13 protein-coding genes are annotated in these 13310 nt (G+C 66.6%); 10 read left to right on the top strand and 3 right to left on the bottom strand.

The features are described 5' to 3' along the window. Positions 1 to 189: 189 nt before the first annotated feature. Both MKW15_RS20725 and MKW15_RS20720 read left to right on the top strand, forming a co-directional pair. The gene (locus tag MKW15_RS20725; RefSeq protein WP_240861601.1) at positions 190 to 909 is read left to right on the top strand and encodes a ferritin-like fold-containing protein; all 720 of its coding nucleotides are present in this window, start codon (positions 190 to 192) and stop codon (positions 907 to 909) included. A gap of 107 nt (positions 910 to 1016) precedes the next feature. After that, entirely contained in the window at positions 1017 to 1247 is a 231-nt protein-coding gene (locus MKW15_RS20720) for a DUF3107 domain-containing protein (protein WP_240861599.1), read from the top strand. A 15-nt stretch (positions 1248 to 1262) separates the two neighbouring features. Here the strand turns inward: MKW15_RS20720 and MKW15_RS20715 are convergent, their stop codons facing one another. Continuing rightward, positions 1263 to 1919, bottom strand: coding sequence for a TetR/AcrR family transcriptional regulator (locus MKW15_RS20715; protein WP_240861597.1), 657 nt, complete (start codon positions 1917 to 1919; stop codon positions 1263 to 1265). Positions 1920 to 1985: 66 nt separating this feature from the next. Here MKW15_RS20715 and MKW15_RS20710 point away from each other — a divergent pair, with 66 nt between their 5' ends. The 8 genes from MKW15_RS20710 to MKW15_RS20675 all read left to right on the top strand — a co-directional run bounded on the left by MKW15_RS20710 (position 1986) and on the right by MKW15_RS20675 (position 11862). Then, positions 1986 to 3023 (top strand): DUF3152 domain-containing protein, encoded by a 1038-nt coding sequence (locus MKW15_RS20710; RefSeq protein WP_374247690.1) that lies wholly within the window; start codon positions 1986 to 1988, stop codon positions 3021 to 3023. 58 nt (positions 3024 to 3081) lie between these two features. After that, a complete protein-coding gene (gene moeZ / locus MKW15_RS20705) occupies positions 3082 to 4293 on the top strand; it encodes an adenylyltransferase/sulfurtransferase MoeZ (protein WP_240861645.1) in 1212 nt (403 codons plus the stop codon). Positions 4294 to 4351: 58 nt separating this feature from the next. Further along, complete coding sequence (locus tag MKW15_RS20700; RefSeq protein ID WP_240861593.1) at positions 4352 to 5206, top strand: TIGR02569 family protein; 855 nt, start codon at positions 4352 to 4354, stop codon at positions 5204 to 5206. A 216-nt stretch (positions 5207 to 5422) separates the two neighbouring features. Then, positions 5423 to 6880: an MFS transporter gene (locus MKW15_RS20695; protein ID WP_240861587.1), complete on the top strand. Its 1458-nt coding sequence runs from the start codon at positions 5423 to 5425 to the stop codon at positions 6878 to 6880. Between the two features lie 53 nt (positions 6881 to 6933). Then, positions 6934 to 9498 carry a nitrite reductase large subunit NirB gene (gene nirB / locus MKW15_RS20690; RefSeq protein ID WP_308221077.1) on the top strand — a complete coding sequence of 855 codons (2565 nt, stop codon included), beginning with the start codon at positions 6934 to 6936 and terminating at the stop codon, positions 9496 to 9498. Then, the gene (locus MKW15_RS20685; protein ID WP_240861585.1) at positions 9495 to 9923 is read left to right on the top strand and encodes a nitrite reductase (NAD(P)H) small subunit; all 429 of its coding nucleotides are present in this window, start codon (positions 9495 to 9497) and stop codon (positions 9921 to 9923) included. Before nirB ends, MKW15_RS20685 begins: the two co-directional genes overlap by 4 nt. Continuing rightward, positions 9920 to 11116, top strand: coding sequence for a uroporphyrinogen-III synthase (locus MKW15_RS20680; RefSeq protein ID WP_240861583.1), 1197 nt, complete (start codon positions 9920 to 9922; stop codon positions 11114 to 11116). Before MKW15_RS20685 ends, MKW15_RS20680 begins: the two co-directional genes overlap by 4 nt. Then, on the top strand, positions 11113 to 11862 hold the full coding sequence (locus MKW15_RS20675) for a sirohydrochlorin chelatase (protein ID WP_240861580.1): 750 nt from the start codon (positions 11113 to 11115) through the stop codon (positions 11860 to 11862). The genes MKW15_RS20680 and MKW15_RS20675 overlap by 4 nt, the downstream gene beginning before the upstream one ends. A gap of 295 nt (positions 11863 to 12157) precedes the next feature. On the opposite strand, the gene MKW15_RS20670 is transcribed toward MKW15_RS20675, so the two are convergent. Both MKW15_RS20670 and MKW15_RS20665 read right to left on the bottom strand, forming a co-directional pair. Further along, positions 12158 to 12463 (bottom strand): MGMT family protein, encoded by a 306-nt coding sequence (locus MKW15_RS20670; protein WP_240861578.1) that lies wholly within the window; start codon positions 12461 to 12463, stop codon positions 12158 to 12160. A gap of 16 nt (positions 12464 to 12479) precedes the next feature. After that, the gene (locus MKW15_RS20665; protein ID WP_240861575.1) at positions 12480 to 13271 is read right to left on the bottom strand and encodes an alpha/beta fold hydrolase; all 792 of its coding nucleotides are present in this window, start codon (positions 13269 to 13271) and stop codon (positions 12480 to 12482) included. Positions 13272 to 13310: the final 39 nt, after the last annotated feature.

Raw genomic sequence — 13310 nt, 5'->3', positions numbered from 1 at the left:
TTCTGGCTGTCTGTTCCTGCACGCACCAAGGTGTCTGCACGAAACGAGACGGGTCGAAAGTGCGCGCGCAATGTCAGGTGACCGGGGAAATCGTGGACTCCCGCACCGGTACACCGACGACCAGTGTACTTGGTGATCAGCAACACCCGGTGGTTGGTCTGGTTCCGTGGGCGCGCCTACGATCGCCTCATGACGCCCGGAGCCCCCTCCTCCCACTCCCAATCGTCCCAGCCACCATCGTCGAATGCGGTGTCGATCAGCGACATCGATCCGGATCATCCGGCGCTCACCAAACTGTTCGCCGTCCTCCTTGCCGGCGAGTTCGCGGCCTTCTACCGATTGATCGACGAGTCGGCGATGGCACCCGACGTCGAGAGCCGTATCGCGATCGCCAGGATGGCTGCGTCGGAGATCGGCCACTTCGATCAGCTCGCCGAACGGGTGGGTGCCGCCGGCATCGATGCGGCTGCCGCGGTTCGCCGATACCGGTCGGTGTTCGACCAGTATCACCGCGTGACCACACCCAAGACATGGCTGGAGGCGCTGGTCAAGGCGTATGTGGGGGATGGGTTGGCCGCCGACTTCTACAACGAGCTCGCCGGGGTACTGCCGCCGCAGGCCCGTGACCTGGTCGCAGATGTGATGGCAGAGACGGCCAACTCGCAGTTTGCTCGCGAGCAGGTCCGCGCGGCCGTCGACGCCGACCCCAACCTCGCCTCACCGCTGACGTTGTGGGGGCGACGACTCCTCGGTGAGGCGATCACCCACGCCCAATGGGTGCTCGCAGCCGAAGAGGAGGTCACCGACCTGCTGTTCGAAGGGGCGACCTCGCTGCAGGGGGTGGCGAACTTCTTCGATTCGGTCGCCGAGAAGCACGCGCAACGGATGGCCGACCTCGGGTTGGGCTGACGCGATCCGTCGGGGGTTTTCGCTCTGAGCGGAGTGCCTGTCGGTCCCGTCGAGCACTGAACTAGCCTGGTGCGGCAAGCGTTTGAGGAGAACGGAGAAGGGTGGCCATGGCCGTTGAAGTGAAGATCGGCATCACCGACAGCCCACGGGAGCTGACCGTCTTGTCGGCGCTGACCAGCGACAAGGCGTATGCGGCAGTCGAGGCGGCGCTCGGCGGTAAAGAGCAGCTGCTCAGCCTGACCGACGAGAAGGGTGCGCGCTTCTTGATCCCGGTGACCAAGATCGCCTACATCGAGGTCGGTGCGGCAGAGAACCGCCGAGTGGGTTTCGGTAGCTAGACCGGTTCGACCCGGTTAGACCTCAGCCTCGGGCTGGGTTTCCCCGTCGCCCTGCAGTGGGACGTGCGACAGTCCGCCCCACAGCAGGGCGACGGTGGTGTCTACGGCGGTTGCCTTGTCGACCGGGCGTTTCGCCTCCAGCCAGTAGCGTGCGTTGACCTGGCTCGCGCCGACGAGACCGGCGGCGAGCATGCGCGACCGATAGGGATCGAGGCCGGAATCATGCATCACCAGCCCGTACACGGCGTCGACGCACGCCTCGGTGGCGCCCTCGATGCGGCGGATAACCGCTGGATCCATCGCGTCGGAGGAGAAGATCAGCCGGTAGCCGGAGTTGTCCTCATCGATGAAGTTGAAGAACGCCTCCACGGCGGCGCGCACACGCTGACGGTTGTCCGTGGTGGTGCGCAGCGCGGTGTTGACGTCGCTGACGAGTTTCTCCGCATGCGAGTCGACGACCGCGATGTACAGATCCAGTTTGGAAGGAAAGTGCTGGTAGAGCACGGGTTTGCTGACCCCGGCGTGCACTGCGATCTCGTCCATTCCGGCGGAGTGATAACCACGTTCGACAAAGATCTCGCTGGCGGCGTCGAGAAGCTGCATGCGTCGTGCGCTGCGTGGCAGACGGGTGTTACGCCCGGGCACGGCAGACGCATTTGCGGCGGTCGACATGAATGAGAGCGTACTCGTGGGCGCTCGTTACCCGGTATCTGCGGTGTGCTGTGAGAAAGTTGTCTGGTGAGCCGCACAGAGGACGGCGCGCCTGACGCTATGAGTAGTCGGGTTCGTGCCAAGGATGTGGGCCCGAGGTCGTCGGGGCGTCCCAAACCGGATCAGCCGCTGCGTGCGCGTTGGGATCCGACCGACGACAGCGGACGCCCACGCGTCGACCGCGACGGTCAGCCGGAACGCAAGAAGCAGTCCGCGCTGGGCCGCTTCGTGTCGACCTACGGTTGGCGGGCCTATGCCATTCCCGTCCTCCTGGTGCTGACCGTCGTGCTGATCGTGGTGACGGTGCGCGACAGCCGGTCCGAGGCGATGTCCGATCAACAAGGGGTGAGTCCCGCCGCGTCGCGCAACACCGACGTGAGCAAGGAGACCCGTCCCATCGGCGCCCCGGTCGGGGACATCACCGCACCGCTGCCCGCGGGCACCCTGCCCGACGGCGGACCCTACACGCAGAAGGGGCGGGAGACGTTCCGCACGGTGCGTGGCACCGGCCAGCGGGTGGGAACCGGTGGGCAGGAGTACACCTACATGGTCCAGGTCGAGAACGGTCTGCGGCCCTCGGACTACGGCGGCGACCAGATGTTCGCGCGGATGGTCGACACCACGCTGGCCAATCCGCGCAGCTGGATCGGCGACGGCAAGGTGTCGTTCCGCCGGATCGACAGCGGTGAACCCGATCTGCGGATCTCTCTGACCTCGCCGGGCACGGCAAAGGAACTCTGCGGGTATCAGATCAAATTGGAGACGTCGTGCTTCTACCCGCCGAACAAGCGGGTGATCCTCAACGAGGCTCGGTGGGTGCGCGGGGCCCTGTCCTACGAAGGTGACGGACTCGGCTACCGGCAGTACCTGATCAACCACGAGACCGGCCACGGCATCGGTTACGAGGCACACGAACCGTGCAAGCAGGACGGTGCGCTGGCGCCGGTGATGATGCAGCAGTCCTTCGGTGTCGCGAACAAGCAGATCATGGCGCTCGACCCGGGCATGGAGGCCAACCCGACCTACGTGTGCCGTCCCAATCCCTGGCCGTTCCCCAAGCGCTGATCCGGGAATGCCCCGCGGCGACCTGTCGTTGATTCGCGTACAGCCCGAGAACAAACGTATGGAGGCGGACGTGTCCAACAGGGGTTCAGCACCGCAGGGGTCACTTCCCCCGCTGGTGGAACCGGCAGCGGAACTGAGCAACGACGAGGTCGCGCGCTACAGCCGGCATCTCATCATCCCGGACGTCGGGATGGACGGTCAGAAGCGTCTGAAGAACGCACGCGTCCTGGTGATCGGCGCGGGCGGCCTGGGTTCTCCGACACTCCTGTATCTGGCGGCCGCCGGTGTCGGCACCATCGGCATTGTCGAATTCGACGTCGTCGACGAGTCGAATCTGCAGCGTCAGGTCATCCACGGGCAGTCCGACGTCGGGCGTCCCAAGGCCGAGAGTGCGCGCGATTCCATCCTCGAGATCAACCCGTATGTCACGGTGAACATCCACGACCAGCGCCTCGAACCCGAAGGTGCGATCGAGTTGTTCTCGACCTACGACCTGATCCTCGACGGCACCGACAACTTCGCCACCCGCTACCTCGTCAACGACGCGGCGGTCCTCGCGCACAAGCCCTACGTGTGGGGGTCGATCTATCGCTTCGAGGGCCAGGCGTCGGTGTTCTGGGAGGACGCACCCGACGGCCGGGGCATCAACTACCGCGACCTCTATCCGCAGGCGCCGCCACCGGGGATGGTGCCGTCGTGCGCCGAGGGAGGCGTGCTCGGGATTCTGTGCGCATCGATCGGATCGATCATGGGCACCGAGGCGATCAAGCTGATCTGCGGTATCGGCGAGCCGCTGCTCGGCCGGCTGATGGTGTACGACGCACTGGACATGACCTACCGCACCATCAAGATCCGCAAGGATCCGGAGGGTGAGCGGATCACCGGTCTCATCGACTACGACGAGTTCTGTGGCGTGGTGTCCGACGAGGCAGCAGCCGCGGCCGCCGATTCGACCCTGACGGCCGTCGAGCTCAAGCAGAAGCTCGATTCGGGCGACAAGGTCGCGCTGATCGACGTGCGCGAGCCCGTCGAGTGGGAGATCGTGCACATCGACGGTGCGACGCTCATCCCCAAGGGCGACATCCTCTCCGGCGTGGGTCTGGCACAAATCCCGCAGGACCGGCCGACGGTCCTCTACTGCAAGACCGGCATCCGGTCCGCCGAGGCACTGGCAGCTCTCAAACGCGCCGGGTTCGCCGACGCCAAGCATCTGCAGGGCGGTGTCACCGCATGGGCGAACCAGGTCGACAAGGAGTTGCCGGTCTACTAGGGCCTCTGACCGCGTGGCTCACCGGATCGGGGGCTGCGGCTCGGTAACCTCTGCAGACGTGAACAGCGTCGAGCCGCCCGAACATGTCCTGAACACGTTCGGGCTCACCGCCCAGCCGCCCATCCCGATGGGTGACTCGTGGATCGGTGGGTGGCGCGTGGGCGAGGTGGTGCTGTCGCTGGTGCCCGACCACGCCCGAGCGGCCTGGTCGGCGACAGTCCGGGAGTCCCTCTACGTCGAAGGGCTGCGTATCGCGCGTCCCTTCCGGGCCACCGACGGCCGTTACGTGGTGTCCGGTTGGCGTGCGGACACCTACATCGCCGGTTCCCCGGAACCGCGGCACGACGAGGTGGTGTCGGTCGCCGACCGCCTGCACGAGGCCATTGCGGGCCTCGAACGTCCGCGTTTCCTGCTGCAGCCGCCGGCGCCGCCACACACCGATGTGGACGTGTTCACCGCGGCCGATCGGGCGGCATGGGAGGACGTTCCCTTGCGTGCGGCGCGAGCCGCCGGGATGGGCGAACCGACCTCACCGGATGGCGTCCGCAGCGTCGAGATGCTCAAAACCCTTGCGACACTTCGTAAGAACGTGGACCTGCCGTCGCAGGTGGTGCACGGCGACCTGTTCGGGACGGTGCTGTTCGCGGGCGCTGCAGCACCTGGCATCACCGACATCGTCCCGTACTGGCGACCCGCGCCGTGGGCCGCGGCGGTGGTGGTGGTCGACTCCCTCGCCTGGGGTGGCGCCGACGACGAACTGATCGACCGCTGGTCCGACCAACCGGAGTGGCCGCAGATGATGCTGCGGGCGACGATGTTCCGTCTCGCGGTCCACGCCCTGCACCCACGGTCCACCTCGGGCGCACTGCCCGGTCTGCAACGAGTGGTCGATCAAGTGCGCCTGATGGTATAACTGCAGCTCAGGGCCCTATACGTCGAATCTGGAGTTCTCACAGCGCCAGTGTGACGATGTGAGCACAACGTGACGGTCGGGTCATCTGAACGAAAATCCGCGCAACACGCGCTCTTTACCTTTGGTCTCAATCGCACGACGACGCTGTCTGCGGTGTCGTAAATCGACCACCACCGCCGACGCGCGGTATCCACAGCATTGGACCGGGGTAGACACATGGCATTTTCTTCAGTGAGGGAGAACCTCAAACGCGATCACACGATCCGGGATTGGGATCCCGAGGATCGGCAGGCGTGGGAGAACGGCAACGCGGAGATCGCCAAGCGCAATCTCTTCTGGTCGGTCTTCTGCGAGCATGTGGGCTTCTCGGTGTGGTCGCTGTTCTCGGTGATGGCCCTGTTCATGGGTCCGGCCTACGGGATCAGCCTCGACCAGAAGTTCGTCATCGCGGCCACCGCGACCTTCGTGGGCTCCTGCCTGCGCATTCCCTACACCCAGGCCACCGCGATCTTCGGCGGTCGTAACTGGGCGGTGTTCTCCGCGATCGTGCTGCTGATCCCGACCGGGCTCACCATGATGCTGATGATGAACCCCGGTGAGTTCGGGTTCGGCTGGTTCTTGGCCGTGGCCGCGATCACCGGTTTCGGCGGCGGCAACTTCGCGTCGTCGATGACCAACATCAACGCCTTCTACCCGCAGCGGCTCAAGGGATGGGCGCTCGGCCTCAACGCCGGCGGCGGCAACATCGGCGTGCCGGTCGTCCAGCTCATCGGTCTGCTGGTGATCTGGCTCGCGTCGGACAAGCCCGAAATCGTCTGTGCCGTCTACCTTGTCGCGCTTGCCGTGGCCGGCGTCGGCGCTGCGATCTACATGGACAACCTCGATCACCAGACCGCCAGTGGGCGTGCCATGATCGACTGCCTCCGCTACCGCGACACCTGGCTGATCTGCCTGCTCTACATCGGCACCTTCGGTTCGTTCATCGGCTTCGGTTTCGCCTTCAGCCAGGTCCTCAACATCAGCTTCACCGCGGCCGGTGCCGCCAAGCCCGCGCTCGCGGCCGCCCAGATCGCCTGGATCGGCCCGCTGCTCGGTTCGATCAGCCGCCCGTATGGCGGCAAGCTGGCCGACCGCGTCGGCGGCGGCAAGGTCACCCTCTACACCTTCATCGCCATGATCTTCTCGGCGTCGATCCTGGTGGTTGCCGGAACCATCGCCGACCACAACGACAAGAAGATCACCGGCGGAGTGCTGGCCGCGTTCATCGTCGGGTTCATCCTGCTGTTCCTGCTCTCGGGTCTGGCCAACGGTTCGGTGTACAAGATCATCCCGACGATCTGGGAACACAAGGTGGCGAACATGTCCGGGCTCACCGCGCTGGGCAAGGTCAAGTGGTCGCGCAGCATGGCGGGCGCGCTGATCGGTATCGCGGGAGCTGCCGGCGGTCTCGGCGGTGTCGGGATCAACCTGGTCCTGCGAGCCAGCTACAAGTCGAATCAGTCTGCGACGATGGCGTTCTGGGTGTTCACGAGCTTCTACGTGGTGGCCGCGCTCGTCACCTGGTGGTTCTATGCACGCCGTCCGATGGTGATCGGTGAGACCACGGATCTGACCGTGGCCGATGCCCCGGCCGCCAAGAGCGACGCCGGGACCACCGACAAGGCGATGGCCTGATCGGGCCGGCAATCCGCCGATATTGAGCCCCGAGATCGAGCAAGGAGCACCCAGTGACCAGCGAAGTCAAGACAGTGGTCGTGGCCGGACACGGCATGGTGGGACACCGTTTTGTCCAAGCACTACGCGACCGCGACACCGACAATCAGTGGCGTGTCGAGATCGTGTCCGAGGAAGCGGACCCGGCCTACGACCGGGTGGGATTGTCCTCGTATGTCGGTGCGTGGACGCGTGATTCGCTGGCACTGGCCGGCAACACCTACGACGGCGACGCTTCGGTGGTGACACACCTGGGCGACACCGTCACCGCGATCGACCGTTCGGGACGACGGGTCACGACCAGTGGCGGGCAGCAGATCGATTACGACGCACTGGTTCTCGCGACCGGATCGTATCCCTTCGTGCCGCCGGTGCCCGGACACGATCACGAGAAGTGTTTCGTCTACCGGACTCTCGACGATCTCGATGGGATCCGGTCGGCTGCCGAGGCGGCCGGTCCCGGCGCGCACGGCGTCGTCGTCGGTGGCGGGCTGCTCGGACTCGAGGCCGCCAACGCCCTGAAGCTGATGGGGATGGTCCCGCACGTCGTGGAATTCGCTCCACGGCTGATGCCGATGCAGGTCGACGACGGTGGCGGTGCCGTCCTCAAGAAGCTCGTCACCGAACTCGGGCTGATCGTGCACACCGGGGTCGGCACCGCCGGGATCGCCGACGGCGACGACGGTGGCCTGCGAATCACGCTGAGCGACGACTCGCAGATCGACGCGTCGCTGGTGGTGTTCTCTGCGGGGGTCCGCCCCCGTGATCAGCTGGCGCGCGACGCCGGGCTGGCGGTCGGGGAGCGGGGCGGTGTCCTGGTGGACTCCGGCTGCGTCACCGATGACGAGGCGATCTACGCCATCGGTGAGGTGGCCGCGGTCGAGGGTCGTTGCTACGGCCTGGTCGCGCCGGGTTACAGCACTGCAGAGGTCGTCGCCGATCGGCTGCTCGGTGGCGCCGGGACGTTCCCGGGTGCCGACATGTCGACCAAACTGAAACTGCTCGGAGTCGACGTCGCGAGCTTCGGTGATGCGATGGGCGCCACCGAGAACTCGCTGGAGATCGTCTATCACGACCCGGTGGCCGGCAAGTACGCCAAGGTCGTGGTCTCCGACGACGCCACGACGCTGCTCGGCGGCATCCTGGTCGGTGACGCGTCGGCGTACGCGATGCTCAAACCGATGGTCGGCCGGGAGATCCCGGGCGATCCGGCGGCGCTCATCGCGCCGGAGGGCGGTGGCGGCGGCGTCGGTCTCGACGCACTGCCCGACGACGCCGAGATCTGTTCGTGCAACGGCGTGTCCAAGGGCACGATCTGTTCGGCGATCGCCGACGGAGCCTGCGACATCGCGGCGGTGAAAGGCTGCACGTCGGCGGGCACCACCTGCGGCGGCTGCGTGCCGAGCATCAAGGCCCTACTCGAATCGTCGGGCGTCGAGCTCAGCAAGTCGCTGTGTGAGCATTTCGCGCAGTCGCGGGCCGAACTCTTCGAGGTCGTGGCGGTGACCGGTATCCGCACGTTCTCCGAGCTCATCGACCGGTACGGCACCGGTCAAGGGTGTGAAATCTGCAAGCCGACCGTCGCGTCGATTCTGGCGTCGACCTCCAGCGATCACATCCTGTCGGGTGAGCAGGCCGCCCTGCAGGACACCAACGACCACTTCTTGGCGAACATGCAGAAGAACGGGTCGTATTCGGTGGTGCCCCGCATGCCGGGCGGTGAGGTCACACCCGAACAGCTCATCGTCATCGGCGAGATCGCCCGCGATTTCGGCCTGTACACCAAGATCACCGGTGGTCAGCGCATCGATCTGTTCGGTGCGCGGGTTGATCAGCTGCCCGAGATCTGGCGCCGCCTCGTCGACGCCGGGATGGAATCCGGGCACGCCTACGGCAAGAGCCTGCGCACCGTGAAGAGCTGCGTCGGCTCGACGTGGTGCCGCTACGGTGTGCAGGACTCGGTGGGCATGGCGGTGTTCCTGGAGAAGCGCTATCGAGGGCTGCGGTCGCCGCACAAGCTGAAGTTCGGGGTGTCCGGGTGTGCCCGCGAATGCGCCGAGGCGCGCGGCAAGGACGTCGGCGTCATCGCCACCGAGCACGGCTGGAATCTGTACGTCGCCGGCAACGGCGGACAGAGTCCCAAGCACGCCCAGCTGCTCGCCGGCGGGGTGGATGACGACACGCTCGTCGCCTACATTGATCGGTACCTGATGTTCTACGTCCGTACCGCTGACCGGTTGCAGCGCACAGCCCCGTGGCTGGAATCGCTCGAAGGCGGACTCGAGCATCTGAGATCGGTGGTCTGCGACGACAGCCTGGGTCTGGCCGCCGAACTGGAGGCCGCGATGGACCAGCATGTGGCCGGTTACACCGACGAGTGGGCCGCGGTGCTGGCCGACGAGGACAAGCTCAAGCGGTTCGTGTCGTTCGTGAACGCACCCGATGTGGTGGACCCCACCATCAAGTTCGACGGTGACGGTGATCGCAAGGTTCCGGTCCTGCTTGACATGCCCGCCATGCCCGACCGGGCAGGCGGCGACCAGATCGCTTCAGATCAGAGAGAAGGAGTGCCGACATGAGTGTCGCCGCCACCGGCGATTCGACGCCGGTGACCGAGAGTGTCCCCGAGGCAGCCGTACCGGGTGTGTGGGTGCGGGCGTGCGCCATCGACGACCTGATCGTCGGTCGTGGCGCGGCCGTGCTGGGGCCCGACGCCGTCCAGGCTGCGCTGTTCCGCATTCCGGCGGCCGAGACCGATCGGGAGGCCGCGCCCGGCCGGACCCGCTTGTATGCGATCGGCAACATCGATCCCTACGGTCGTGCCGCGGTGCTGTCGCGCGGCCTCACCGGCGATCGCGCGGGCGAACCGACGGTGGCGAGCCCGCTCGGCAAGCAGGTCTTCGCCTTGCGCACCGGGCTCTGCCTCGACGACGACGCGATGTCGGTGCCCAGCTACGCCGTGCGTGTGGTGGAACGAGTGGTCGAGGTGTTCTTTCCAGCGTGAACACCACATCTTCAGTGTCGGGGCCGGCGGGATCATCGAGTGACGGTGACGGTCCGCTTCCGCTGGCCGGTTTCACCATCGGCGTGACGGCGGCTCGTCGGGCCGAAGAATTCGCCGCGCTGCTGACCCGCAGAGGCGCACGTGTGATCCATGCGCCGACCATCCGAATCCTGCCGCTGGCCGACGACACCGAACTCGAACGGGTCACCGCCGAGCTCATCGCCCATCCGGCCGACATCATGGTCGCCACGACCGGCATCGGCTTTCGTGGGTGGGTGGAGGCCGCGGAGGGTTGGGGCAATGCCGAAGATGTCCTCGAGGCGCTCGGCAAGAGCCGCCTGATCGCCCGCGGACCCAAGGCGAAGGGCGCGATCCGCGCAGCCGGCCTCCGCGAGGAGTGGTCGCCAGAGAGCGAGTCGTCCTCGGAGGTGCTCGACCGGCTCCTCGACGAGGGTGTCGACGGCGTGCGGATCGCCGTGCAACTGCATGGGGCGACCAGTGAGTGGGAACCGTTGCCGGACTTCTGCACTGTGCTGCGCGCGGCAGGTGCCGAGGTGGTCGCGATCCCGGTCTACCGCTGGAACATGCATCCCGACGTCGACGCCATCGACAAGATGATCTGGTCGGTGTTGCGCGCCGACCTGGACGCGATCACCTTCACCAGTGCACCGGCCGCCGCGTCGATCCTCACGCGGGCAAAGGAACTGGGCAAGCTGCAGCAGTTCGTGCACGCGCTGCGCACCGCGGTGCCGGTGATGTGCGTCGGCTCGGTGACCGCGAGTCCCCTTGAGGCCCTACAGATCCCGACAACCTACCCGCGACGCTTCCGGCTCGGCGCGCTGGCCCGAATGATCACCGACGAGTTGCCGCGACGCACGCACACCTTGCGGGTCGCCGGCCACGACGCCTCGATCCACGGTCAGGCGGTACTCGTCGACGGCCAGGTGCGCGACCTCTCGTCGACCAGCATGATCCTGCTGAAGATCCTCGCCGCCGGAGTGCCCGGACGGGTGGTGTCGCGGCAGGAGTTGCTCGGTGGGCTGCCGGGCGACAGTTCCGATACGCACGCGGTCGAGGTGGCGGTGGGGCGTCTGCGTGCGGCGCTCGGCGATCCCAAGATGATCCAGACCGTGGTCAAGCGGGGCTATCGCCTCGCAGTGGACCTCGAATACGACAGCGAGGGGGACGAATGACGAATCACGACGGTGGTGTGGTGCTGCCCTTCGGTGACCGGCTGCGTGACGTCAGTCCGGTGCTGGTGGCGCACGGAACCCGAAACCCACACGGGGTCAACGTGATCGCCGACATCGCCGCATTGGTGAGTCGTCGGATCGGAACCACCCGCACCGCGTTCGTGGATGTGCTCGGCCCGACACCGGCCGAGGTCATCGCCGACGTCGAACGTCCCGCTCTGCTGGTGCCGGCCTTCCTGGCGTCGGGCTATCACGTCCGCAAGGACATCCCCGAGCACGTCGCGGCGGCCGGTCGTCGGGACACGATCGTCACCCGCGCGCTCGGCCCGGACCCGGCGATCGCGGCGGTCGCACGACTGCGACTCGTCGAGGCCGGTTGGCAGCCGGGCGACGCCGTGGTGCTCGCCGCCGCCGGAAGTTCCGATCAAAGTGCGTGCGGTCAGGTCTATCTCGCGGCGCGACAGCTCGAGTCGCTGATCGGTGGCCGCATCGAGGTCGGCTTCATCGCCACCGCGACGCCCACGGTGCCCGAGGCGATCGCCCGGGCTCGGCGCAGCGGTCGGCGGGTGGTTGTCGCCAGCCATCTGCTCGCACCCGGCCTGTTTCATCAGCGACTGGAAACCTATGGTGCCGACGCAGTTTCGGCACCCTTGGGCGCCGACCCCCGCATCATCGACCTGATCGTCACCCGTATGCGTGCTGCCATCAGTCCCTACCGTCGAACGGCCGCCGTCCACCTCCGTTGACCGTGCGCCCCAAAACCGGACGCCGTCGAGTCGGTCTGACTGATCCGAAGAATGACGTGACCAAGTCTCTGAACTGGGGAAATGCGTCTGCGCGGTGCAGCAAAAACCTAGGGGAGGAACTTTCTTCCGCGAGGTTCGGAGTCGTCCCCCAGAAAACTCGCAGGGAGGACACCAAGGGTAGGGGACGAGTTTCTTCCCCTATTTTCTTGGTGGCCGGCGGGTGGGTCGCTGATCCCTGGCATTCGCTGCACAGTCAACGATATGCGACGCACGGTCAACGGTTTTCGCTGCACGGTCAACGGGAGGGGATGTCCCATCGGCACTCCCGCAATCGAATTCGACCGTCGACGATCGGTACACCCTCGGCCCGGAGTCGCTCGAGTTGGCGACGGGCGAGGTGTTGGGCGGGCTTCCCCGACGCCGGGACGACGCGATGCCACGGCAGGTCGACGGTGTCGGTGCGCATGATCCAGCCGACGATGCGCGGCGACGAAAGTCCCGCTGCGGCAGCGAGATCCCCGTAGGTACTCACCTGACCCAGCGGGATCGCGGCAACCAGTCCGCGCACGTCCTCCACCTGCTCGTCGCTGACCGCAGCCATCAGAACTCCGCAGCCATCAGAGCACGGACCGGATCAGCGACGCACTCAACTCGGGCTGCAGGAACGGCACCATGTGCTCGCATGGGGAGCCGTGGACCGTCACCGTGTCCGGGCGCGCAGCGGCGCAGGCCTCGAGAAACGCCGGACGCACGAACGGTGGATCGACGCGGTCGGCGACCACGACGTGGGTGGGGATACCCGGCGGCGGAAGGACTGCCGGACGCACCAGTTCGCCCCACGACGCGGCAGCGGCGGGCGCACTGACCCGCCACCCGACGCGTCCGTGTGGCCGACCCACCAGATGTTCGGCGATCTCCGCCTCGAGGATCTCGTCGGGCACGTCTGCCCAACCCTCGGCGCGTTTGGCCGCACGCGCAGCATCGGCGTCGGCGTAGTCCCAGTGATCGAGGCTCGCGGTGGCGACTTCGAGCGCGAACTCGGGGTCGAGACCCTGCGCGGGGTCGAGAAGTACCAGTCCCTTGACGACGTCCGGGCGGAAGCCGGCCAGGTGGAGCGCGAGCCCACCGCCGAAGGAGTGGCCGACGACGACGATCGGCTGTGCGGCCGACGGGATGTGGGTGTCGATCACCTCCGACAACGCGCGCACGTGATGCTCGATACTCCATGGCGGACGCCACGGCGACCGCCCATGGCCGATGAGGTCTGGGGCGACGATGCGGACATCCGGGAGAAAGCCTGCGCTCAGCGCTGCCCAGCGTCGTCCGTGGCCGGTGAGTCCGTGGATCGCGAGGACGGTGGGAGTGGTGGTCTCGGTCGGACCGAAGACATAGGTGTTGAGCGCGGGCACGCCCATCATCCTGCCGTAGGGGCGCAGAGAGTGTCGGCG

The sequence above is a fragment of the Gordonia gummivorans genome (assembly GCF_022513585.1).
Lineage (GTDB): Bacteria > Actinomycetota > Actinomycetes > Mycobacteriales > Mycobacteriaceae > Gordonia.
This window is presented reverse-complemented; position numbering and strand designations above follow the sequence as displayed.

Bases quoted from the DNA above. Each gene is read 5' to 3' on its own strand.
- MKW15_RS20695 (WP_240861587.1), top strand. From the start codon at position 5,423: ATGGCATTTTCTTCAGTGAGGGAGAACCTCAAACGCGATCACACGATC.
- MKW15_RS20685 (WP_240861585.1), top strand. From the start codon at position 9,495: ATGAGTGTCGCCGCCACCGGCGATTCGACGCCGGTGACCGAGAGTGTC.
- MKW15_RS20670 (WP_240861578.1), bottom strand. From the start codon at position 12,463: ATGGCTGCGGTCAGCGACGAGCAGGTGGAGGACGTGCGCGGACTGGTT.
- MKW15_RS20720 (WP_240861599.1), top strand. From the start codon at position 1,017: ATGGCCGTTGAAGTGAAGATCGGCATCACCGACAGCCCACGGGAGCTG.
- MKW15_RS20715 (WP_240861597.1), bottom strand. From the start codon at position 1,919: ATGTCGACCGCCGCAAATGCGTCTGCCGTGCCCGGGCGTAACACCCGT.
- moeZ (WP_240861645.1), top strand. From the start codon at position 3,082: ATGGAGGCGGACGTGTCCAACAGGGGTTCAGCACCGCAGGGGTCACTT.
- MKW15_RS20725 (WP_240861601.1), top strand. From the start codon at position 190: ATGACGCCCGGAGCCCCCTCCTCCCACTCCCAATCGTCCCAGCCACCA.
- MKW15_RS20675 (WP_240861580.1), top strand. From the start codon at position 11,113: ATGACGAATCACGACGGTGGTGTGGTGCTGCCCTTCGGTGACCGGCTG.